This window comes from Nocardia sp. NPDC006982, assembly GCF_042869435.1.
Taxonomy (GTDB): Bacteria; Actinomycetota; Actinomycetes; order Mycobacteriales; family Mycobacteriaceae; genus Nocardia.
Genome location: NZ_JBIAFV010000001.1, coordinates 360,344 through 382,626, shown reverse-complemented (window position 1 = coordinate 382,626; position 22,283 = coordinate 360,344). Strand labels below are relative to the sequence as shown.

Genomic DNA, 22,283 nt, shown 5'->3' with positions numbered 1-22,283 from the left:
GTCACTCCGTGATGGTCGGAGGCGCGGTCAGGAACGGGCGCAACTCGAGCCACTCGTGGATCGGCTTACCACCCGCCCCAGGCGCCGCGGACAACTCGCCGGCCAGCTCGAGCGCCCGCTCGTAGGTCTCGACATCGATCACCGTCCAACCGGCGATCAGGTCCTTGGTCTCCGCGAACGGGCCGTCGGTGACCGGCGGGCGCCCCTCGCCGTCGAAGCGGACGAATGCGCCCTCCGGCGAGAGCGCCTGATGTTCGACGAACTCGCCGGTGGCCTCGAGCCGCGCGGCGAAGTCCTGCATGTACTGCACGTGGGCCGAAAGCTCCTCCGGCGTCCACTGCTCCATCGGCACGTCGTTAGCCGACGCCGGCGCACCCCGGTAATGCTTGAGCAGCAGGTATTTGGCCATGGTGTTCTCCTTGGTACGGTACGGCCCATTCTGGCCGTGTTCACTTCGGGGACGCGGCGGCGGGCGGATTCTCGACATCCCACCGCGAGATTTTCCGGCGGATTTCGAAAACTGCGCTCAGGCGCGCTGACGCTCGTCCCGCTGCTGCACCAACTCCTCGACCGCGCTCGGCAGAGTCGTCTCGAAGTCGATCAGCTTCGCCCACGTCGGGGTCACCATGATCCGGACCATGCCGTCGTAGAGCGAACGCACCTCCGCCTCCCAATGAACCCGTTGCTCGGGCGTCATCTCGTAGGTGCCGTTCATCTGGAGATACTCGTCCGGGATGCCATCGACGACGTCCAGCTCGGCCCGGCCGCGGATGAGCAAGATCTTTGGCGGGTGCACTTCGGTGTCGATCGTCATGGCAACCATCGGATTCTCGCGCAGGGCGGGGAGCTTCGGGGCGTTCTTCGAAGTGCACATGACGATCTGCGAACCATTCCAGGTGAACGCGATCGGGACATTGCGGGGTGTGCCGTCCTTGGCGACGTAGGCCAAACGGGTCAGGTCGCGAGTCAACAGTTCTCGACTGATCGGTCGGTGCAGAACTTCGGTGATCTCGTTTGGTTGCATGGTTATCCCTCTCATTGTCGTCTTCTCGGTCGGCCCAGCGGCCCATCGTGGCCGCTGGTGTCCCTGGGACGGAGTCGGCGCCACATTCTCGACACTCGGAACCATGCTGAGTTCCAGGTCCTGGGTCCGCCTTCGGTGCGCCCACACTCCGAGCCGCGTGAAACCTGTACTCGCCGTTGAAGGATAGGGTGCCCCATGGCTGTTATTCACCGCACGACCATGTCGCCCCAGCAAGCTCGAACTGCTTACCGCCTGGTTGCCGACTCGGCCGTGGTATCGAGACGGCGGGCCCGCCCGCGGCTGAGCAAGGCCGGTGGCTTCCGGCTCGACGATCCGGCGGGTGCGGTCGGCATCGAATTCGTGCTCGTGAACGATGACGCTGGACCCGAACCCATCACCTACCACGTGCCGTTGACCTACCGCGGCGCACCACTCGACGGTGCCGATGACGCTCTCGTCGGCACCTCGATGCACGGTGTGCTCGGACAGCGCTGGATCTACGACGCGACCCGGGATCCGGTGGCGATCGCTCAGATCGTCGCACTGCTGGCCGGGCAGGCGCAGCCGCAAGCGCAGGGCATGAGTGACACACCTGATCCCTCCGTTGTCTCGGTCGGCGAGTTCCCTTCCACTGCAACGCAATTCCGCTCCGCTGCGGATACACCGACCAACACCGCTATCTCCGTCGGCAGTGGTCGAAGCGTTCGGGTCGAGCGGGTGCTGCGTCCCGAGCCCGCCACACCGGCTTCCGACCAGACCGATGCCGTCCGAGTATCCGTGCCATGGCAGATCGGCAACGGTTCCACCGTGCGCGGTGTGGTCCTGGCGATCAGCACATGACCGGACCCGAGCAGCGGTGGTGGTCCTGGACGGTCATCCGTCCTCGACTACTCCTCGCATTCGGGCTGATCGCGCTCGCGGCCACCACCATCGGAGTCGTCGACGCGACGCGGACCGCGGCCGACCGGTCGGCCTACGAGCGCGAAGACCACGCTCTGAACCCAGCCCGCGTCACTGATGCTGTTGTCCAGGGAGGAGTGAGGCGGGCGGCGATCTACCGACTCGAGGTCGACACCGGCATCGAGCGGCACCTCGACTTCCCCTCCGACAACACGATCCTCGCGGCAGCAACACCCGGATCGGCTGTCGAACTGGAGATTTGGCGCGATCAAGTCGTCGCGGTGCGCTGGAACGACATCCGCGCCGAAACCGTCGACGCGCCGACGGCGGATTTCGGCACTGCGATCGGTGCCTCGCTCATGGGATTCGGCTGTGCGCTGCTCGGGTTCGGCGGTTGGCTCGTCGAGCGGAACCGTCGCAATGCACCACGACACGCTGAGTCGGCGTAGAAATATCGCGACCCGAAAGCAAACACCCGGTTATCTGCGTCCAGGGCCCATACTATGGAGCTATGCCCGAAAACGAGAGTGCGGGTCTTGGGGGTTCGCTTGCCGACGGGGCGCGGCCGGCGGTATTGGTCGCCGGTATCGGCTCGGTGGTTCTCGGAGTCCTGATAGCCGTGTGGCCGGACAAGACCGAGCGGATGGCGGAGTTGTTGTTCGGCCTATACCTACTAGTGAGCGGTGCGATACAGCTGATCATCGCGATAGGCGTCCGGTTCGGGACGGCACTGCGGATGTTCGTATTCTTCAGCGGCGTCACCTCTTTGGCATTGGCCGTGATGGCGTTCCACAGCGCGAATTCGATCCTGCTGCTCGCAGTGTGGATCGGCCTCGGCTGGTCTGTACGCGGAATCGCGCAGGCGACCGTGGCGGTCTGGGCCGATGAGTTGCCCGAGGGTGGCTGGCAAGAGATATTCGGGCTGCTGACCATGATGGTGGGATTCATCATGATCGCGCTGCCGTTCGATTCGCTGGACGTACTCGGCATGACGGCAGGTGGCTGCGCGATCGTGATCGGCATGCTGGAGATTCTCACGGTCGCGCGCGGACGCGGTGAGGTCGACCCGGTCGGGGCGGCCAGGCGCATTCCGGCAGCGCCGAACTGAGCTGGCGCACATCCGAGTTGGCGTGCGATCGCCTGGCGCGATGATCATGGGACGGGTTAACTGTCGGTCATGGCACGCACCGATAGTGGTTCGGAACTGATCGTCGTCACCCACGGTGCCCGAGCGGGCATCGATCCCCATGCGGTGCGTGAGAGTCTCGCGGCACAATCGCGGCTGGTCGAGTTGCTGCCGGAAGGCGGTGCGCCGGTGCGCATCTTCGGGCCGCCCAATCGTCTGCCGCAGCGGATCGCGGGTACCGCTCGAGAGGATGTGGGCGCGGAATACCTGAACTACTTTGCCGTGCGCGGGGTCGGCGATGAACTCGAGGCGATCGCGGACCGACTGCGCGCCGACGACGCGGTCGAGGCGGCCTACGTCAAACCGCCCGCGGAACCGCCGATCGCGCCACCGGTCGTGCTGGCCGATATCGCGGCACGTCGGCTCGAGGACGCGCCGCCCGTGTCACCGAATTTCGAAGCCCGACAGGGTTATCTGGACGCCGCGCCACAAGGTGTGAACGCACGCTGGGCCTGGACTCGACCCGGCGGTCGCGGCGCGGGGGTGCGCATCGTGGACGTGGAGGGCGCCTGGCGGTTCACCCACGAAGACCTGCTGGCGAACCAGGGCGGTGTGATCGGCGGTGCCCCGTCGGCGGATGCGGGCTGGCGCAATCACGGCACCGCTGTGGCCGGGGAGATCAGCGGTGATGTGAACACCTTCGGCATCACCGGCATTGCCGCCGATGCCGCCATCCGCGCGGTCTCGGTATTCGACGCGGGCTCCGCGGCCGCCATCCGCACCGCGGCCGACGCGCTGAGCGCGGGCGACATCATCCTGCTCGAACTGCACCGGCCCGGACCCCGCAACAACTTCCAGAACCGTGACGACCAGGCCGGATACATCGCGATCGAATGGTGGCCGGACGACTGGGCGGCCATCCGATACGCGATCGGACGTGGCGTCATCGTGGTGGGCGCGGCAGGCAACGGTTCGGAAGACCTCGACAGCGCCCTGTACGACACCCGACCCGCCGACTTCCCGACCTCATGGCGCAACCCGTTCCGCGGCGGCGCCGCCGACTCCGGCGCCATCCTGGTCGGCGCGGGCGCCCCGCCACCCGGATTCCACGGCCGCGATCACGGGCCCGCACGCTCGCGACTCGCCTTCTCCAACTACGGATCCCGCGTGGATGCCCAGGGCTGGGGCCTCGAAGTCACCACCACCGGATACGGCGACCTGCAGGGCGGCGCCGACGAAGACTACTGGTACACAGACACTTTCAGCGGAACCTCCAGCGCATCCCCGATCGTCGTCGGCTCTATCGCCAGCTACCAAGGCTTGGCCGCCGCGGCCGCCGGCCGCAAGACACCGTCGGAGGTACGGGCCCGACTCCGCGCAACCGGTTCCCCCCAGGTCGACGCCCCGGGCCGCCCCGTGGCGCAGCGGATCGGCAACCTGCCCGACATCCAGGCCATGATCGCACCGTGAACCCGCGGTCGCGTCGGTTCGACGCGCAGGAACGATCGTGCCACGCGCCGACCGACCGGGTTCTCGCACACCGTCCGGGCCTCGCACATAAGGACGCACCGCGCGACACATCGGGCTTTCCCTCCAAAGGTGTGCGTCGGGGCGCGCGGGGCTGTGTGGAATGACTTGTCGGTTCGCGGCGGTGCGCGGGTCGGGGAAACTTGCGGACAACGCTGGGTGGCGAAAGGTGAATGGCACGTTGAACTTTCAACGCGAATTCGGCACCGGCCCTGCGGCGGCCCGGACCATCGATGAGATGGCGCTCGGGCTGCCAGTCCTGCCCTGACCTGGGAAGACGCTGGGGATAGCAGTGACGGCAGATGTGCAGGGGCACAGTCGAAATGGGACTCACCCGCCAGCAATGGGGGGTTTCACCGGTGTAATGCCGACCGAAAATTTCGGTAGGGTTCGGCGGCGCAGGCAGGGGCTGGGTGCTGTCGCGACCGGAGATCGATGTGACGCCGAGGAGACCGTGGTGGGTGTCGTTACTGTCCGCGAAGAGCAGGCAATTCAGCGGTTGACCGACCGCCTGGTCGACGACTACCCGGCCGATCAGGTCCAGAGCGTGGTGGGCACCGCGCGGCAGCGGTTCGAAGGCCATCCGGTGCGGGAATTCGTCCCGATTCTCATCGAGCGGATCGCGCGCCGGGAACTGGCGGCATCGACAAAAGAGGCCGAGTCCGAAAGCGTTGTCGCGCAACCGAACCCGAGTCAGGAGCCCGATCCGGCGCGGGGGATCAGCCGAATCGTGGCGTCCGGCGGCAAGCTGGACAAGCGGCTCTTGGCACTCGCGGCGGCGGTCGTGGTCGTCGTCCTCGCCTTGGTGGTCGGCTTCGCGGTGCGCCAGCCCGACCAGCCCACTGCGGCCGGCGCGACAGCAGCGCTGACCACGGTGCACGGTGTCGTCGGCTCGGAGAAGCTGGCCTTCTTCGAAGACCCGCGCGTCGTGGAAGCCTTGGCCCGCAAGGGTGTCAGAGCGGAGGTCGATCCGGCCGGATCGCGGCAGATCGCGACCTCCGTCGATCTCGGGAAGTACGACTTCGCGTTTCCGTCGAGTGCGCCTGCGGCGGAACGGATTCAGCGGGCACGCAATATCAGCACGAAGTACACGCCGTTCTCCTCGCCCATGGCGATCGCGACCTTCCAGCCCATCGCCGATCTGCTGACCGCGGCAGGTGTGGTGCGGCCGGGGCCGGTCCCGACCTTCGATATGGCCCGGTACCTCGAACTCGTGCGCACCGATGTCGAATGGGACAAACTCCGCGACAACACCGCCTACCCGGTGCACAAGAACATCCTGGTCGCCACGACGGACCCGCGGACCTCCAACTCCGCCGCCATGTACCTGGCCATCGCGAGCCACGTCGCCAATGACAACACCATCGTGCAGGGCCCCGCCGCCGAGCAGGCCGTGCTGCCCACGGTGTCGCGGCTGTTCGTGCGCCAGGGCTACACCGAGAACTCCACCGACGGCCCGTTCCGGGAGTACCTTGCGGCGGGTATGGGCCCGACACCCATGGTCTGGATCTATGAGGCCCAGTTCGTCGAGGCGACCGTCCGCGGCCAGATCAAACCCGGCATGGTGCTGGCCTACCCGTCCCCGACCGTGCTCTCCCAGCACACCCTGGTGCCCCTCACCGCGCCCGGCGATCGCATCGGCCGCCTGCTGGCCACCGACCCGGACCTGCAGCGCCTCGCCGCCGAACACGGTTTCCGCACCAGCGACCCCAGCCAATTCGCCAAGGTCGCCGCCGACAACTACGCCCCGGTGCCCGCCGACGTGATCGATGTGATCGACACACCCACGATCGACACCCTCGAACACCTGATCGACAGCGTCACCAAGTCCTACAACTGACGTCGCAGCCCCGGTCTTATCCGCAGCCTCACGGCCGCCGCGTGCCTCGGTGCTGAGCCGGTTTGCGCCGCCTTTTCGCGAGGGCATCTACCGGCGACCGGTATGTCCAGGTCATGACCGATTGCCGACGCGGCGCGATCGGAGGATCGTGGAGCATAAAGCGGGCATATCGGATCGGGGAGGCCGAGTAGCGGGGGTCGGGGATTCGAGTAGCCGGACACTCGTGGCACGGGGATGTACTCGGGCCAGGCTAGGGGAGGGGAAGAAGAAAGGAGCGTCCTCATGAGCGGGATGTTCACCAGAACGGCGAGATATACGGCCAGATATGCGGGTCCATATCGGTCGGCGCCGACGGTCGGGACACACGGGATGGTGGTCTTCGGGACCGGCACCGACTGTTATTTCTCGCATCGGCCGATGTTCTTCTCGCCGTTCGACTTTCAGGTGCTGCTCGATATCGAGTTGGACCAGCGCGGCAGTCGGGCGCTCGGCGCCGATCGACGCGCCGGATTCCGCGGCGGCCACGCCTTCGAACCGGCGGACCTCGCACTCGCCGACCTGGATCCGCGCACGGGTCATCCGCGAACCACGTTCCGGGGCAACCTTATCCGCGGTCATCTGGAGCGCGGCGGCATCGTGATCGCACGTGACGTCATGGCCACCGTGCGCAACATCGTGTCTTTCACCCAACTCGATCCGCATCCCCTGCGCACTGCGGAACTGCTGACCCATCTGTGCTTCGGCAGGGAGGGCAAAATGTATGTGGCGCACCGGATCGTGCGGCGGCCGAGCTTCGATCAAATCGTCTCCGCCCGGCTCATCCCCGGCACCGTCACCGACCTGCTCGGCGCCCCGCTGTCCGTCGATGTCACCGAGTTGGTGTTCGACCAGGCGCAGCCGATCATCCTGGGACAGCGCGATTTCGCCGGCCAGCGACTGCGGATCGGCGAGATCGCGGTCGCGGCGTTCCATGCGACCGACACCGCGGGCGGTCGGCAAGGCTTCCTCGTCGACATCGCCATCGAGCGACAGCTCTACCTGGAGGTCGCCGACCTGGTGTGATGTCAATACGCCGGAGGTAGCTGTTCGAGACGGACCCGATCGGGGCGCGAATCGGTGATGGGAGGACGACCGCTCGCGGCGCGGCCGCTACCTACGGAACATGTCCGAATCGGTCCTGCCCGCAACCACATCACTGCGGATAGCCGAAGTCGACATACTGCCGGGATTCGCGCTTCTCGGAATCCTCATCGTGAACGTCGCCGTTGCCACGCTGCTCTGGTCGTTCGGCGGCACCGCTGACGATCCGCGACTCGGTTTCGACGGCCCGTCGGACTGCCTTGTATCGGCGGTGACATTCTCCTACGGGATGGGTTGGCTGGAACCGCCGTCGTACTGGGACGGGATCCAAGAAGTGGCCAATCCGCTGATGACGTTCGCCTGCATCGCGGGGTCGTCATGCTGACCCGATCAGCCCGCACCGCACGGTATATGGCGCTGCTCGCCCCGGCCGGCCGGCCGCGGCCTCCAACTACATCATGCAATCGGTGGTGTTGATGGTGATCTACACCGGCTACGGGTTCGCCCTGGCCGATGAAGTGCCACCCGCGGGCGTCATCGGGATCGCGTTGGTGACCTATGGCGCGCAGCTCGCACTCAGTCACTGGTGGTTGCGCGGTCACGCGTATGGGCCGATCGAATGGGTGCTGCGCGCTGCGACATATCTGTCGGTTCCGGGAAGGCGGCGGTCGGAATACGTTCCGGTGCAGCGGGTTCGGCGAGGCTGAGCGTGCACTTTCGTTTTCCGCCGAGCGCTACGAATAGTGCACGTTCAGCATCGTTTGAAACACCTGCGGGCCGCTGCCGCGTGGGTCAGCGATCAGCAGTCGCCGTCAGCGCCGCCAAGAGCGCACGAGCGAATTCGGTCGGAGTTTCCCGTACACCACTATGCCCACCCGGGAACTCGACCAGCGGCCGCTCCAACTCGGACGCGAGGGTTTCGGCGGTCCGATAAGGGAGTTGACCACGGGTTTCCCGACCCGCGGCCAGGACGAGGCGGTCCACCACGGCCGTGAGTGCGGCCGTATCTGGCCGGTAATCGGTGACCGCGCGCAGTTCATGAGCGAACATCAGCGACGTGTTGCCCATGAGACGGCCGAGCATTTCGGCGGTACGGGCCGGGACCTCGGCTGCATTGGGCAGCGGCTTGGAGGTGACGCCGACCGCCTGCATGAACCGCCCGCCCGCGACGGCGGGTCCCTGGTCCCGGGCGAGTTCTACGACCTCCTCGACCATCGCCCGGTGCACGTCCGCATCGGGCAGGACCGCGAAGCACGGCGGCTCGTGGGCAACGACCAGGCGCAGCCGTTCCGGATGGCGAGCGAGCAGGTCGAGCGCAACGACCGCGCCGCCGCTGACACCGGCGACGTAGGCGAATTCGCCTGCGGGCGTGAGGTGTTCGAGCAGCCGGTACGCATCGTCGCTGAGCACATCCATCCGCTGATCCACGGGTTCGGGAGCGTCCAGAACGCTGCGTGAATACCCGCGCGGGTCAGCGGCCACAACCGTGAAGTGCTCGGCGAGGGCATCGGCGATCGGGTCGAAGATCCCGGCGTCGCCGCCGCTGCCCGGCAGCAGGAGCAGCACCGGGCCGGTGCCGCGCACCTCGAAATACAGGGTGGCGCCGGGCACTTGCAGGGTTTCGGATCTCATTGCGATTTCGCTTTCTCGTCGGTCGGCCAGTGGGTGAGGGTGATGTGCAGGGCATCGACAATGCGGTCCCAGGAGGCGGCGGTGGAGCGGGCGTGGCCGAAACCGCCGCTCGCCTCCAGGTTGGCATAACCGTGAAAAGTGCTGCGCAACAGGCGAACCGCATCGGTGATATCGGGTTCGTCGAGGCCATAGGCACGCAGCATCCCGTAGGTCAGATCGATGGCCCGCCAACCGCCGCTCCAATCTGCGGCAACGGCGGGGTCCATCGGCATCTGGGTGGCGGCATAGCGGCCGGGATGCTCCAGGGCATAGCGGCGCCATTCGTCGGCAAATGCCGCGAGCGCATCCCGTCCGGCGCGCCCGGCCACTGCCGCGGCGATGCGGTCGGTCTTCTCGTCGCTTGCCAGCATGGCCACCCGGTTGCGCAGTTGTTCGAGGTTCTTGATGTGCGAGTACAGGCTCGCGTCCTTGACACCGAACTTCCTGGCCAGCGCGGCGACGGTGATGTTGTCGAAACCGACCTCATCGGCGAGCTCCGCCGCCGCCAGCGTGATCCGCTCGGCGGTCAACCCGGCGCGTGGCGACATTGCATCTCCTCTCCTGGGCTAGGGTACCTAGTTCATATCCTAATTGTACTAGGTTTTGCAAGGGTGTCTGGGGTGCCGGTAGCAGGTGGAAGGCCGATGCCGATGTGGTCCGGAGGGGACAGCCCAGCAGGTTGACATTGATCGAGATGATCTGGTCGGGCGCACCGGGCGCGGGATCGTCGGCCTGTGCCGGCTGCTCCGGCCATGGCGGCGGCCAGGGCGAAGGCAAATGACACCGACTTCGACGGATCGCACTCGTTCGCGCTGGGTGGCGCGGTTGCGGGGTGGTGATGCCGGTGCGTGGCGGTGTCGGTCGTGCCGCACCGGCGGACCGCCGCACAGATATTATCGGTATGTTTCGTCTATAGGTAATTCTGATCTGATCTACCTATTTTAATTACCGATTGAACGCTCGTGATGACGCGAGTATCTTTGCCGAATCGAGATGACTCTCCTGCGGTGACATTCATTTGTACCCGCATGGAATAATTCGGATGAGGTCGGGTAATGAATGTCATCGCACCGGTCTGCTGTGCTCTGTGGGCTCCGAGCAGAATAGGCAGACCTTCGTGAATGCGCTCCGGGAACGGTCGGCTCGCACGGTTGCGGTTATCGGCGCCGGGATGATCGGGACATCGGTGGGCCTCGCCTTACGTAGGCATGGCGTATTCACTTATTTGCATGATCGAGATCCCGTGGTTGCCGCGGCGGCGGCCGCGCTCGGGGCAGGTGTGGCGGGGTTGCCCGAGCCCGCCGTCGATCTGGTGGTGATCGCTGTCCCCCGGAGGGAATCGCCACGGTTCTCGCCGAATGCCAGGCCCGCGGGCTGGGCCGTTTCTATACCGATGTCGGCAGCGCGAAGGCCGCTCCGCTGGCCGAGGCGAAGGCGATCGGCTGCGATCTCACCTCCTATGTCGGCGGGCATCCGATGGCGGGTAGCGAACGATCCGGGCCGCACGCCGCTTCGGCGCAGCTGTTCGACGGCCGGATCTGGGCGCTTACCCCGCTGGCCGAAACATGTTCGGACGCAATCGAAGCCGTGGTCGAGTTCGTCGGTTCGACCGGCGCGCGTCCGGTGATGATGGCGCACGACGAGCACGACCGGATCGTGGCGCGCACCTCCCACGCGCCGCATCTGGTCGCGGCCGCGCTGGCCGCGACTCTGGCCGACGCCGATGATCCGACATTGCGTTTGTGTGGCGCGGGTCTTCGAGATGCCACGCGAATCGCCGCGGGCGACGCGGGGCTGTGGACCGACATCTTGCGGGCGAACGCGACCGAAATCGCCAAGGTGCTGGCGGAGGTTGCCAGCGATTTGACAACGGCCGCGGCCGCGCTGTGCGTGGAATCCGGCGAGCTGACCGAATTGCTGGAACGCGGAAATGCTGGGCGGGCTCTTTTGACCGAGCAGGGCGGTGCGCGGTGACCGGCCTGGAAAATCGCGCGACGACCACATTTCGGCAGGTAGCGCCGGTCAACACTTACGCGTTACTTTCCTGTGCAATGGGCCCCTGTCTTTTCGGAACCGCATTTCTGGCCATCCAATCCCTGCCCGACGCGCCGCTGTGGAACGCGGTGCTCCGCATATTGCCTGCTGGGCTCGTATTGATCGCACTGCGGCCCGCACGCCCCGAGGGAATTTGGTGGGCGCGCGCCACGCTGCTGGGCATGCTGAATTTCGGCGGCTTTTTCGGTCTGCAAGCGGTCGCCGCGCACCGAATACCCGGTGCGGTCGTCTCGACGATTTCCGCGGCGCAGTGCATTGTCGTTCCGCTGGTGGTGATGATGACCGGCCAACGGTTGACGCCGCGTCAGTTCTGGGCGCCACTGCTGGGCCTGTTCGGAGTCGGGCTCGTCGTGCTGCGCGGCACAGCTCGACTGGACCTGATCGGTGTCGGTGCGGCGGCCGCGTTGGCACTGCTGTCGGGCGTTGGGATGGTGCTCACCCGGCGCTGGGGCGTACCGCCGTCGACACCGCCGCTGAGCGCGATCGCGTGGCAGATGCTGGCGGGCGGGCTGGTGCTGCTGCCGCTGGCCACTCTGCTCGAGGGGGAACCACCCAGCCTGAGCTGGTACCAACTCGTGGCGACCGGATGGCTGGCGCTGGCGGCGACCGCGGCGGCTTTCGCGCTGTTCTTCGGCGGCCTGCTGCGCGGTGTCGAGGCGACCGCCGGTTCTCGGCTCATGCTGCTCGGTCCGGTCGTCGCGGTGATACTCGGCTGGACCTTCGCGGGCCAAAGCCTGACGATTGTGCAGCTCGCCGGGATATCTCTGGTGCTCGCCGCACAATTCGGCGGCTTCGAGCACGATGCCGGTGAACATGCGTGGCCCCGAATGGCATGGACGTTCATGGCACAGTGGGCCCGCCGATGAGCCAGATTCCGCAGGTTCTGGGCGCGCTTCTGTTGCTCGCGGCCTTTGTCGCCGCTCAGGCGGGTCTGGTCGATGACACGAAAATCTCCTACCTCGCGTGCAACGCGGTCGGCAGCGGCATCCTCGCCGTCATCGCCTATACCGACCGGAATTGGGGCTTTCTCCTACTCGAAGGCACATGGGCCCTGGTATCGGCAATCTCGCTGGGACAACAAGGTTTCCGCGCGCGAGCAGCGCACTCGAACATGACCGCCGACGACGGCGTGCCGGCCGATTTTCCTGGCGAGTCGTCTATACAGCCGGGCCGGGCGGTCACCCTCATCGGCGACGAGCTGAGTAACCCGCACCGCCTCATCCGGTTGTTGCGTAACTCCTACGCGACCTCGCAGGGGCGACAGTGGCTGCAACCGCACGTTATCTGGTGGTCACTGACCTTCCTGCGGGACAACGGGATTCGGGCGGACTTCGACACGCTGACATCACCCGGATTGCGCCGCAAGATCATCGAGATGCCGCTTCCGGTCGGTCACGGCCCGGTTGAGCCGGAGGGGCATGTTCGACAGAATTTCGATCTGTGGTGGTCGATTCTGATCGACATCGCTCGAACGGTCTACACGCCGCGGTGGCGACGCATGCTTTCCGGGCGCGCCGCCGGCCTGCCGAATTACGCCGAACTTCGAAGCCGCACAACACGGCTGGGCATACAGCCGTGGATGTCCAGCGCCACCTACGAGGAATTGTCGGCGATCGCCCATTCGTTGACGGTGATCGACGAATACAGTCGCCGCGGCCGGGTCGGCTCGGACGAGATCATGACCGAGGTGCTGCTGCCGGAGCTCCTGCTGGCCGAGATGCAATGGCTGAAACTGCCGAACGGGCGTCCCGTCACTGGCGGTCGACCCAGCGTGGACATCGTGCTGCTGCGGCGATACGCCACTGTCGCGAGACGATGGGCCGACGACCGCTACCTGGATCCGTACGATCACATGTACCTCCGCGCAGGAGATATCCTCGACCATCTCGCGCGCGATCGCACATCGCCGAGCACCGTCGGTTCGATTCTGCATATGTACGACACCATCTGCCGGGCCGACGGTGCGCCGCTCGCCGCTGATCGACTCCAGTCGAGCTCATCGCTGGTGACCGCGCGAACATCGTCTCGGTCGGATCGGTGACGTAGTCGACCGATGTGTGCTCGCAGATGAAGTGCTCTACTGACCGAGCCGGGCGGCTTCCCGCTGTACGGCGCGACCGCCCATCCGCCTGGCATGAACTATCGACCGCCGAACAGGTGTGGCCATGCTCGCGGTCGCGAGCCGACATCATCACCTTCGTTCCCGACGACCGGCGGGTCGAGGTCACCGACGCGGCCGCCCGTCGACCGAAACGCGCACAGCGCAAGGTGACACCGCGGTGACCATCGGATTCGCGCGGACGGCCACCAGTGACCCGGCTATGCACACCAGCTCGCATCTAACGAGGTTTTCGCCTACCGATGTTGTGCACCTACCTATCCGGTCATGCTTATTCGATCTGTCCGAGCTTGGGAGCGTGGGGTGAGTCGATCGCTGTGGGCCGATCTGCAAGTGCTGCGCGCCAGGGGGACCGCGTTCGAAGAGATCGGCGATGAGGTCCAGCAAGTGATGCAACGGTTGGACGCTGTCCTGTCCGAGGAGGGGCAGTGGTGGGGTGACGACGAAGCAGGGGCGGCGTTCGAGAAGACCTACCAGCCGGATGCGCGGCAGGCGATTGCGGCCCTCCGCGATATAGCGCGGGCGTTGCGCGGTTTCGGCGGGCAGGTGACCGGCGTCGCGGGCTCGCTGGAGGCGGCCGACCAGGCTACGGGCGACTCCGTCACCGCTGCGGCCGCCGAACCGGTTCCGCGGGTGTCCGAAGATCAGATGGTGCCCGATGCCGATCAGAAATCGGCCGCCGCAGCACCTCGAGAGTCACCCGCCGGAACGCCTCGGGAATCGGCCGCCGGAGCACCTCGGGAATCGGCCGCCGCAGCACCACGGCCGATCGCTGCGGATTCAGGTTCCGCGCCGTCGGCGCGAGGTGTTCGTGCGCACACGGAACCGAATGCGCACGAGGCCGCTGGTGGTCAAGAGGGTGTGCGGCCGTCGGGTACCGATCCGTCCGTTGGCGCTGGTCCGCAGCCGGATTCTCCTGACTCCGCAGCCGGTGTCGGCCGTGACGAAGGAGGCGGGGGACAGCGGTGGCCGGAGCCTGCCAATGCTTCCGCGCGCGGCGTTCCGGATGCCGGTCGAATTGTTCGCCCAGACGCGCCGACGACGGTACCGCCCGCGCGCGAGCCGTTGCCGCGCGCCGCCGTCCCGTCGGGCTCGACCGGTACGGGACCGCCCGCGGTGAGCGCACCCGGGGATCGGAAGCCGTCGGCCACGCCCTGGCAGGGCAGTGGCAACCCGCCTGGTCGATCGTCTCCGGTCGCGGGGCCCGCCCGCGCGCGCGACGGGAAGCCGACGCCGGACAAGAAATCCGCGACTGTTCGACCGCACAGTCCGGGCGAGCGGCCCGCCGTGGTTGCCGGTCCGGCGGCTCGACCGGGGAATGCGATCGCGCGACTAGCTCGCGCGCTGGCCGAGCGACACGGCGTCGAGGTGTCCGGTTTCGAGGCCACCGATCTCGACGCGACCGTGGTGGCGGAGTTTCTCGCGGCAACCGATGACGTGCTCACCAGGCATCGAGTAATCGATGTCCGCGCCATCGCGATCGCGGCTGTCGCCGAGGGCGGGGTCGTCTGCGTTGGTCGAACGGAGGCTGGCGATGCGGACTCGTGGTCGGTCACTCTCGATGGTGCGTCGGCCGCTGATCCCAGGCGGCTCGACGAGATCCTGCGCGACCGGCGTCGGCCGGGTGCCGCTGTCGCGCAGGCGGATACGCGACCCGTGTACGCGGCGACGGTTCGGGAATTCGGTCGCGCCTTCGACCTCGCCGGCGGCGGGCAGTCACGGCGCCGAGCGCAGCGAATCTTGATCGAGGAGTATTTGCGCGGCGACAGGGGCTACCGCGATGCCGGTCTTGCTCGCGTGGTGGCCGGTTACAAGCGCTGGCGTGATCAGTTGAGCGGTGCGAGTTTCGACAAGGGGCGGTTCGACGCGGGCGAAGCGCTGGCCGATGCTTTCACCGACGTGATGCTCAACGGGGACAAAGCCACCGAACCGGCGAAGACACTATGCGGCCTGCTCACCGACACCGCCGCAGCCCGGGGCGGTATGCGCGAGCCGTGATCGGTTGGGACAGAAACAATCTGGAGCTCTGAGGGGCTGTTGTATGACGAATTCGGACACGGGCGATCCCGATATCGAGAGCGGGCAGGCCAGCGATTCGCTCCATGACGAGATGACGCGGTCGGCCCAACAGATCGCGGCGGATATCATCGCGGCCGGTCCGTCCGGGTGGCAATCCATGTCGGCGGTCTTCGCGCTGACCGTTGCCGAGGAGTCGGTAGCGGTCGTCTTCACCGAGGAGGACCGGTCGACCCGATTGGATCCATCCGCGTCTGTGCTCGCGTCGGTGCGTCGGCTTCGCGAGCTGTCCGCGCGGCTCGAGTGGGGTCCCTGGTGGCGTCTGCTGATGTGGTCGTCCGACGGAGGCGCAACCGAGGTCGGGTACGACTACGGCGATGAGCCATTTCCGGACGATCAGCTGTTCGCCCCGCAGGCCTATATCGCCGATCTGGCGGAATATCCGCGGGATCGGCTGCCGGTGTGGCTGGCGGCGTATCTCGGCCACGGTGACCGGCAGACGCGTAGCCCCCGGTCGGCGGTGGCCGCTGTGCGCGCCGACCACGCGGCTGGGGTGCGGCCGGTGCCACTGACGGATCAATTGCCCGATCTGCCGGTGCTGTGGGCGAGGTGGGCCGTGTTATCGGCGGCATTCGTGGCGGTGGGATCGCAGTTGGGACCGCGAATACTGCCGTCGGTGGGCTGGTTCGAGAGTTCTCGGCGGGCCGGTTCCACCCTCTATGTGTTGCCCGGCGGGCGTGCGGTGCTGTCCGGGGGGATATGGAATCCGCCGGAGTTGGATGCGGTGTACAACGGGGCTGAGCCGATGCCGAATTTCTATGCCGGAGCGCCGGATTGGGTGGCGGACTCGGTGCTGAATCCGCGGGCGGCGGCCGGGCTGCTGTCGTTCTGCTACTGGTGGGAGCAGGGGCAGTGGTGGCGGGGCGAGTCCGCATCGGTCGAGCAGTGTGCGTCGGCTGTTCCCGGGGTGTGGACCGCGGGCACCGTCGTCGACATCGTGACCGGTCTGCTGCCCGATCAGCCGGATGCGGGGGTGCGTGGCATGGTTGAGGTGCTGGTGTCGGCCGCGCAGGCGGGTGTCGTCACCCGGAAGGCGGTGACCGACATTTTCGGCGATCCTGAGCGTTTCGACATCGACGCCGCCCAGTACCAGTTTTCGATCGCGGGTGTCGCGGCCCGAGAAGTACAGCAGGCGATATCGGGCGCGGACGCCGCCGATCGGGTCCGGACCTACATCCTCGATCAGGGGCTGGATACGACTGGCTATCCGCTCGCGGAGCTGACCGCGGAGCGCGTCGAAGTCGGTTGGATGGTGTACGTTCCGGTGCCGCCCGGTGAGATCGCGATCGGACGGGCGATCTTCTATGTCGCCGATGACGGTGTGGTGGAACATTCCACCTCGTCGATCGCGCCCTCCACGTATGTAACCGGTTTCGAACAGCGCTACCGGCGACGCCAGGGGGCACTCGTCTGATCCCGACCAACAAGATGGCTGCCGTACCGAGACGCGAAGGGAATGGGTCGTGACGACCGCGTTGCGGCTGTTGTCCGAGTTGCCCGCGCCGATTCAGGCTGTTGTCTTCGGTGCCGAGGTCCCTCGGATGGATACCGATGCCGGTAGACGGGTCAGTGCCGCGTGGCAACGGGCGAGTGAGGAACTCGCGCAGATCGGACAGCGGCTCGACGCGGAGATCGCGGCCTTGCCGGAAGCGGTGCGCGACAGCCTCGGTGATCAGATCGTCGCCGCCGCGAAGCCGCTGAACACGGCGGTCGCTCGCTCGGGTCAGTTCTGCAAGACGATGGCGAGCCACACCGACCGCAGCGCCGCCGATACCGACAAAGAGGTGTACACCATGTACGCCTTCGGGGCGATGACGGTGTATCAGCTCCTCGTGGCGGGCGGCTGGCATCCGATCCGGGCGTTGCAGGTGCTCTCGGAGGCGAGAGCCGAACATCTGGCTCGGTTCGCGGCGTTCGTCGCCGAGCGCGCGGGCGCCGGTGCCGCCGCGGCGGCCGAGCGAGTCGGTTTGCTGGTCGTGCACGCGGGCGGGTTCGCGGCGCTGACCGCCGGTGTCGATTTCGGCGTCCAGGTCGGCCAAATGCTGGGGATCCTGAGTGGGGATCGCGACAGCATCGATGGGAAGTCGGTCCTGACGGCCGCGGTCGCCGGTGCCGGTGCCGGGCTCGGTGGAGCGCTCGGCGGCCATCTGGCCCAGGCGGTCGTTCCGCACGCCACCCCGGTCATGCTCGGGCGCGCGGTGGTCGCCGCGACCGCGGGCATCTCGGGTGTGGTCGGCGGTGCCGCCGCGGCCGCCGCGGTGACCGGTCAGTTCGAACTGTCGTTGTCGGCGCTGGCCAGCGGGGGTGCCGTTGGTATGGCGGCGGCGCATGCGCAGGCCCGGATACATAAGAACTTGGCATCACCGGTTCCGGCCGGGGTCGAGGGGCTGGTGCCCGGTGGCGATGGGGTGGTTCGGCCCGAGCGGCCGGGTGTTCCGCCAGCGGAACGGGGTCCGGCGGACACCGGAAACACCGCGGGTGCCGACACTCCGGTCGGCGAGATCGTCGGGGAGCACGCGGCAGCTGACTCTGTGGTCGCGAGTGATCCGGATGCGGCGCTGTATCGGCACTTGAACGAGCTGCGGAACCAGGAGTTGGCGGAAACCCGGGCGGCTTCCAGTGATGCGCCCGCGACCGAATCCCCGCGCGGTGGGCAACCTCCCGAAGCGGGTGCGCTCCCAGATGGTATGCGGCACAACGAGGGACCCGTGAACCGCCCGACCGCGCACAGCGTCGACGCGGCCGAGCTGGCTCGGCGGGTGGCGGCGCGCGATGCGGCGCGCGCCGACCTGGCGGCAGCGCTGGGCGTGACGCCGCAAGAGGTGCGGTGGTGGGGGCGGCGGGTGGTGGAACAGGCCATCGGCGGGTCCGACGCGGTGCTGGCCGCGGTGGGAGACCGGATGGATCCGGTGGTCCGCGGCAGAGCGCTGGACGATGTTGGGCCGCGACTGGTGGACCGGGCCAGGGAAATCGCTGCGGACAACCGCGGTGCGGTCTCGGTGCAGCGGTGGCTGGGAGACGCCGGGCTTGCGGGAGAACCGACAGATGTCGCTGGCGGGACCGGGTCGGCGGTGCGGCGCGTCGCTGAGGCGGCAGGGGCGGCACCGGTTATTCGAATGCTGGACCACTTGGAGCAGTACAAGGCGGCCGACGCGCAGGTCGATGTGGCGGATGGCCGTTCGGCGGATGGGACTTGGAACCCTGATCATCCGCGGTATAAGCCGGTTGAATCCGAGCCGGTGGCGGATGTGGTCGGGAACGCGCACCAGTCCACTGCTACGTCAGCCGATGCCGGACGCGAAGCAGTGGTGGTCGGCGAACCTTCCGGACCGGCGGAGCCCGGTCGTGGCCGTGCCGCTGCCGACGACGCGGTATCTGGTGTTGATCGAGAAGCCGTGTTGGAGGCGGCGATTCGTGATTATGGTGCTGCGGAGGGGAAAGCGGCCGCGGCGAAGGCACGGGCGGCGGATTTCAAAGTGCTGCAGCGGGAGTCGGCGCGGGCTGGGTCGGGATTGACAAAATGGCTCGGGTTGTCGGATACCGAGTTCTATTCGATGACACCATCGCGGTTGCGTGCGGCCGTCGAGCATTGGGTCGGGACAGCGGAGCGATTGCCGGAATGGGCAGAGCAGGCGCGGGCGCATGCGGGTGGGTTGATCGGCAACGAGGTGCGTCGGGGCGTTGTCGCCGATAAGCAGAGCGGCCGTTACCTGATGCCGGGTGAGTCGTTGCATCCGTCCGAGGTGATGGCTGGGGATCTGCGGGGGAGGTTGCGGGAGTGGATTGGTGCGGATGCGGCGGTTTTGGAGCAGTGGACGGATGTGCACGCGACCTCCGATCGGTTGATGAAGTCTCCGGAGTTGGTGTTGCGGCTCGGGGCCGAGGAGGGTAACGCCAATTCGGCGGTGGCGCTTGATGATGCGCGCGTGCTGTATGAGCGGGAATTGGCCGAGACACTGGCTGGTGACGAGACCGCGTTGACGCCGGCGGCGAGGGACGCGCTCGTGGCCGCTGGGTTGCGGCCGCTGGAATCGGCCGCCCTGGAGCATGCGCGCGTGCTGCGTGAGCAGGAATTGGCCGAGACGCCAGATCGTGACGGGACGGCGCTGACACCGGCGGCGAGGGACGCGCTCGTGGCCGCTGGGTTGCGGCCGCTGGAATCGGCCGCCCTGGAGCATGCGCGCGTGCTGCGTGAGCAGGAATTGGCCGAGACGCCAGATCGTGACGGGACGGCGCTGACACCGGCGGCGAGGGACGCGCTCGTGGCCGCTGGGTTGCGGCCTTCGGCCTCCCCCGAACCGGTTGGTGTGGTGTCCGGTGCCGATCGCGATGCCCTGCTGGAGGGGGCGATTCGTGAGTACGGTGCCAGGGCGGGTGCGGACGCGGCGCGGGCATCGGTGCCTGTCGGCGGATCCGATGATGCCTCGACGTCGGCTCGATCGGCCGGCTCCGCGGCTCCAGCCGGTTCGAAAAGCGATGGTACGGGCCCATACTCGGCTCCGAAGTCCCCGCCCGCCCAGCCCGCGGAGACAGCGGGTAAAGGTGCACCCGGGGTAGCGGTACTGGAGCGAGACGGTGTCGGTGTCCAGTTGCCGAATCCGGTACGAGAGGCGGCACTGGACCGCGCTCGGGGGTTGCGTGACCAGGAATTGGCCGAGACCGAGCAGGCGCGTCGAGACAGCGCGGCCGCCCAATCGCCGCCGTCCGATGAGCCCGGAAGCGCCGACTCGGCAGTGGCTCCCGGTGGTGATTCAGCTGCGTCGCGGACCGCGCACGAGACCTCTGCGCCGCGGTCCGGCGAGCCCGGGGGCACCGGATCGGCCGCGACTCCCCGTGCTGATCCAACCGCGTCGCCCCCCTCGCAGGAGATGTCCACGCGAGAGGCCCCGCAGGAGACCTCCGCGCCGCGATCGGCCTCCGATGGCAGGGCGCAATCTCTGGTGCCCGGTGCCGCGATGCTCGGATCGGTATCGTCGACCGTGAACAGAGTCGACACGACTGATGATGATGCGCCACAAGGGGATTCGAGCGTACAGTCGACCGGAGCCGAATTGCCGGAGGCGGGCGCGACCGCTCCCGATCCACAGCAGCTCGTGCGCCGGCATGCCGATGCCGCCGCGCGGGCGGCGGAGCTATTGCAGGTCACTCCGCAGGAGTTGAGGTGGTGGGGGCGGCAGGCGCTCGAGCGGGTGATCGACAGTTTCGAGAGCTGGTCCCGATCGCTGGGTGAGCTCGGGTGGTCGCAGCTGGATCCCGTTGTGCGGACGGGGTTGTTGGCGAATCTCGGCGAGATGTTCGGGCGGCAACTGCGCGATATTGCGGAGGCGAACCGCGAAGCGGCCGAGGTGCTGCAGTGGCTGCGGGATGCCGGACTGGAACCGGACGGTACGGCGCTATCGGGGCAACGGACGGCGGAATTGCAGCGCCTGGCCGCGCAGGACGCGCCCGGGTCGGCTGTGCACCGACTGGTAGAGATACTCGCCGGATATCTGAGGATCGACGCCGAACTCGCCGCGCTGCCGCCGATTCCGAAGGACACCGATCTGCCGTCCGCGACAGACGTCTCTCCCCCGGATGTCTCACCCCGACCGGTCAGCAGACCCCGGCAGTCATTGGGCGAGTCGTGGTGGTTCTCGTCGCCGTTGCGTCCGGAGTGGATCCGGTTGGGTTTGCGCCGCGGCGAACTTTCTCGGGAACTGGCCCGCGAACACGGTATCGAGATCGATCACTGGGCACTGGCACCGCGGTCGCCAGAACTCGCGCGGCTGAACGACGAACTTGCCACGGCGACAGCGGAACTGGCGCGGCTGCTCGGAGTGGAGCCGGACGAACTGAGCACCCAGCGGATCGAGCGGGTCCTCGCGGAGGCCACATCAGGGGAGGCACCGTCGGCTGGGACTGGAGCGGACCCAGGTCATGCGGACCGCGTGATCGATGTCGCGCGGCTGTGCCTGCTCTTGGCGGCACTGTCCGAGACCGCGGTGGGGTTCAACCGAGTGTTCGCCGAGGCAACAGCCATCGCCGCGGTCCGCGGCGACTCGGGCCAGAAGTGGTTGAGCAGACTGGTTCAGATGGGGCCAGAGGGGCTGAGCAAGCGATGGGAGGCGCTGCAGTCCATCCCGACGGGCCGTGCCCGGGTACCGGGTATATCGAGCCGCTACGCGGTCGACCGGCGGTCAGGGGCTGCGCCGAAGCCCGCTTCTCCCGAGTTCCCTACGAGGCCAACGGTATCCGCTCCACCTAGGCGAGATATTGGGGTACCGCTGCACAGTCTGCCGGTGGGAATGTGGCGGCAACTCGGCACCGGGGCCCCGGCGACCCGACCGAACTCGGACCGGCCCCTGCTGCCGGTCGCCGGGGCCGATGCGCCCCTGGAGGGAAACAGCGAATTCCGTCCGTCCACCCCGCCCAGTGCGCCGACGCCGATCGACTGTGCGCATCTGGTCGCGGGTTATGCCGCCGAGGAGACCGAAAGTGTCACGCTCGCACAGAATCTCGCGGCCGCGCCGTTGCCCCCCGATCCTCAGCTCGGCGGTGTCTCCCCCGAACGACTGCCCCCCGTACTGCTCAACAAGCCGTGGGAACCCGTGGAGACCTGGGAGCAATTGGCGGACCTGTTGCGCGAAATGGCACCGGGGGCCGCCGCCTACGTCGTCACCGAGAGTGATCGTGCCCGCGCGATGTCGGGCCAGGGCCATGCCCGCTTGCTGTTCCACGACAAGGCCCAACCGGGCGTCATCAAATGGCGCGACCCGCTGGTCGACAACGGTGCCAAGCAACTGTTCGAACCGGGCAAACTGCCGAATAACCTGCATATATACGCGATTGTCATCAAATTCAGGGAGGGCGACGCGCAACTGCGGCC

The 22,283-nt window shown here is 67.3% G+C and carries 18 protein-coding genes (1 of these 18 cut by a window edge); 14 read left to right on the top strand and 4 right to left on the bottom strand.

What is annotated here, in order from left to right; genetic code table 11:
• Window position 1: 1 nt before the first annotated feature.
• Window positions 2-409 carry a YciI family protein gene (locus ACFYOW_RS01845; RefSeq protein ID WP_387283567.1) on the bottom strand — a complete coding sequence of 136 codons (408 nt, stop codon included), beginning with the start codon at window positions 407-409 and terminating at the stop codon, window positions 2-4.
• Window positions 410-526: 117 nt separating this feature from the next.
• Window positions 527-1,024, bottom strand: a complete 498-nt coding sequence (locus ACFYOW_RS01840; protein WP_387283565.1) for a pyridoxamine 5'-phosphate oxidase family protein — start codon at window positions 1,022-1,024, stop codon at window positions 527-529.
• A gap of 195 nt (window positions 1,025-1,219) precedes the next feature.
• Here ACFYOW_RS01840 and ACFYOW_RS01835 point away from each other — a divergent pair, with 195 nt between their 5' ends.
• The 8 genes from ACFYOW_RS01835 (at window position 1,220) to ACFYOW_RS01800 (ending at window position 8,204) form a co-directional block, all read left to right on the top strand.
• Window positions 1,220-1,864, top strand: a complete 645-nt coding sequence (locus tag ACFYOW_RS01835) for a 1,4-alpha-glucan branching protein (RefSeq protein ID WP_387283564.1) — start codon at window positions 1,220-1,222, stop codon at window positions 1,862-1,864.
• Window positions 1,861-2,373, top strand: a complete 513-nt coding sequence (locus ACFYOW_RS01830) for a hypothetical protein (RefSeq protein WP_387283562.1) — start codon at window positions 1,861-1,863, stop codon at window positions 2,371-2,373. Before ACFYOW_RS01835 ends, ACFYOW_RS01830 begins: the two co-directional genes overlap by 4 nt.
• Before the next feature lie 62 nt (window positions 2,374-2,435).
• On the top strand, window positions 2,436-3,032 hold the full coding sequence (locus ACFYOW_RS01825; protein ID WP_387283560.1) for an HdeD family acid-resistance protein: 597 nt from the start codon (window positions 2,436-2,438) through the stop codon (window positions 3,030-3,032).
• A 69-nt stretch (window positions 3,033-3,101) separates the two neighbouring features.
• Entirely contained in the window at window positions 3,102-4,520 is a 1,419-nt protein-coding gene (locus tag ACFYOW_RS01820; RefSeq protein ID WP_387283558.1) for a S8 family serine peptidase, read from the top strand.
• Between the two features lie 514 nt (window positions 4,521-5,034).
• Complete coding sequence (locus tag ACFYOW_RS01815; protein WP_387283556.1) at window positions 5,035-6,417, top strand: three-helix bundle dimerization domain-containing protein; 1,383 nt, start codon at window positions 5,035-5,037, stop codon at window positions 6,415-6,417.
• Between the two features lie 282 nt (window positions 6,418-6,699).
• Window positions 6,700-7,479, top strand: a complete 780-nt coding sequence (locus tag ACFYOW_RS01810) for a hypothetical protein (protein ID WP_387283554.1) — start codon at window positions 6,700-6,702, stop codon at window positions 7,477-7,479.
• A 100-nt stretch (window positions 7,480-7,579) separates the two neighbouring features.
• Window positions 7,580-7,882, top strand: a complete 303-nt coding sequence (locus ACFYOW_RS01805; protein ID WP_387283552.1) for a hypothetical protein — start codon at window positions 7,580-7,582, stop codon at window positions 7,880-7,882.
• 91 nt (window positions 7,883-7,973) lie between these two features.
• Window positions 7,974-8,204 carry a DUF418 domain-containing protein gene (locus ACFYOW_RS01800; RefSeq protein ID WP_387285970.1) on the top strand — a complete coding sequence of 77 codons (231 nt, stop codon included), beginning with the start codon at window positions 7,974-7,976 and terminating at the stop codon, window positions 8,202-8,204.
• 85 nt (window positions 8,205-8,289) lie between these two features.
• On the opposite strand, the gene ACFYOW_RS01795 is transcribed toward ACFYOW_RS01800, so the two are convergent.
• Window positions 8,290-9,129 carry an alpha/beta hydrolase gene (locus tag ACFYOW_RS01795; RefSeq protein ID WP_387283550.1) on the bottom strand — a complete coding sequence of 280 codons (840 nt, stop codon included), beginning with the start codon at window positions 9,127-9,129 and terminating at the stop codon, window positions 8,290-8,292.
• Complete coding sequence (locus ACFYOW_RS01790) at window positions 9,126-9,716, bottom strand: TetR/AcrR family transcriptional regulator (protein ID WP_387283548.1); 591 nt, start codon at window positions 9,714-9,716, stop codon at window positions 9,126-9,128. Before ACFYOW_RS01790 ends, ACFYOW_RS01795 begins: the two co-directional genes overlap by 4 nt.
• 790 nt (window positions 9,717-10,506) lie before the next feature.
• On the opposite strand from ACFYOW_RS01790, the gene ACFYOW_RS01785 reads away from it, so the two are divergent.
• The 6 genes from ACFYOW_RS01785 to ACFYOW_RS01760 form a co-directional block, all read left to right on the top strand.
• On the top strand, window positions 10,507-11,142 hold the full coding sequence (locus ACFYOW_RS01785; protein WP_387285968.1) for a prephenate dehydrogenase/arogenate dehydrogenase family protein: 636 nt from the start codon (window positions 10,507-10,509) through the stop codon (window positions 11,140-11,142).
• Window positions 11,143-11,219: 77 nt separating this feature from the next.
• Entirely contained in the window at window positions 11,220-12,089 is an 870-nt protein-coding gene (locus ACFYOW_RS01780; RefSeq protein ID WP_387283546.1) for an EamA family transporter, read from the top strand.
• The gene (locus ACFYOW_RS01775) at window positions 12,086-13,264 is read left to right on the top strand and encodes a hypothetical protein (protein WP_387283544.1); all 1,179 of its coding nucleotides are present in this window, start codon (window positions 12,086-12,088) and stop codon (window positions 13,262-13,264) included. Before ACFYOW_RS01780 ends, ACFYOW_RS01775 begins: the two co-directional genes overlap by 4 nt.
• A 381-nt stretch (window positions 13,265-13,645) precedes the next feature.
• Complete coding sequence (locus ACFYOW_RS01770; protein ID WP_387283542.1) at window positions 13,646-15,340, top strand: hypothetical protein; 1,695 nt, start codon at window positions 13,646-13,648, stop codon at window positions 15,338-15,340.
• Between the two features lie 43 nt (window positions 15,341-15,383).
• Entirely contained in the window at window positions 15,384-16,832 is a 1,449-nt protein-coding gene (locus ACFYOW_RS01765) for a hypothetical protein (RefSeq protein WP_387283540.1), read from the top strand.
• Window positions 16,833-16,881: 49 nt separating this feature from the next.
• Window positions 16,882-22,283 carry the start of a PfkB family carbohydrate kinase gene (locus tag ACFYOW_RS01760; RefSeq protein WP_387283538.1) on the top strand. Its footprint extends 23,413 nt past the window's final position, so only the first 5,402 of its 28,815 coding nucleotides appear in the window; the start codon lies at window positions 16,882-16,884; its stop codon lies off the right edge, out of view.

Bases quoted from the DNA above. Each gene is read 5' to 3' on its own strand.
- ACFYOW_RS01845 (WP_387283567.1), bottom strand. From the start codon at position 409: ATGGCCAAATACCTGCTGCTCAAGCATTACCGGGGTGCGCCGGCGTCG.
- ACFYOW_RS01840 (WP_387283565.1), bottom strand. From the start codon at position 1,024: ATGCAACCAAACGAGATCACCGAAGTTCTGCACCGACCGATCAGTCGA.
- ACFYOW_RS01835 (WP_387283564.1), top strand. From the start codon at position 1,220: ATGGCTGTTATTCACCGCACGACCATGTCGCCCCAGCAAGCTCGAACT.
- ACFYOW_RS01830 (WP_387283562.1), top strand. From the start codon at position 1,861: ATGACCGGACCCGAGCAGCGGTGGTGGTCCTGGACGGTCATCCGTCCT.
- ACFYOW_RS01825 (WP_387283560.1), top strand. From the start codon at position 2,436: ATGCCCGAAAACGAGAGTGCGGGTCTTGGGGGTTCGCTTGCCGACGGG.
- ACFYOW_RS01820 (WP_387283558.1), top strand. From the start codon at position 3,102: ATGGCACGCACCGATAGTGGTTCGGAACTGATCGTCGTCACCCACGGT.
- ACFYOW_RS01810 (WP_387283554.1), top strand. From the start codon at position 6,700: ATGAGCGGGATGTTCACCAGAACGGCGAGATATACGGCCAGATATGCG.
- ACFYOW_RS01805 (WP_387283552.1), top strand. From the start codon at position 7,580: ATGTCCGAATCGGTCCTGCCCGCAACCACATCACTGCGGATAGCCGAA.
- ACFYOW_RS01800 (WP_387285970.1), top strand. From the start codon at position 7,974: ATGGTGATCTACACCGGCTACGGGTTCGCCCTGGCCGATGAAGTGCCA.
- ACFYOW_RS01795 (WP_387283550.1), bottom strand. From the start codon at position 9,129: ATGAGATCCGAAACCCTGCAAGTGCCCGGCGCCACCCTGTATTTCGAG.
- ACFYOW_RS01790 (WP_387283548.1), bottom strand. From the start codon at position 9,716: ATGTCGCCACGCGCCGGGTTGACCGCCGAGCGGATCACGCTGGCGGCG.
- ACFYOW_RS01780 (WP_387283546.1), top strand. From the start codon at position 11,220: ATGGGCCCCTGTCTTTTCGGAACCGCATTTCTGGCCATCCAATCCCTG.
- ACFYOW_RS01775 (WP_387283544.1), top strand. From the start codon at position 12,086: ATGAGCCAGATTCCGCAGGTTCTGGGCGCGCTTCTGTTGCTCGCGGCC.
- ACFYOW_RS01765 (WP_387283540.1), top strand. From the start codon at position 15,384: ATGACGAATTCGGACACGGGCGATCCCGATATCGAGAGCGGGCAGGCC.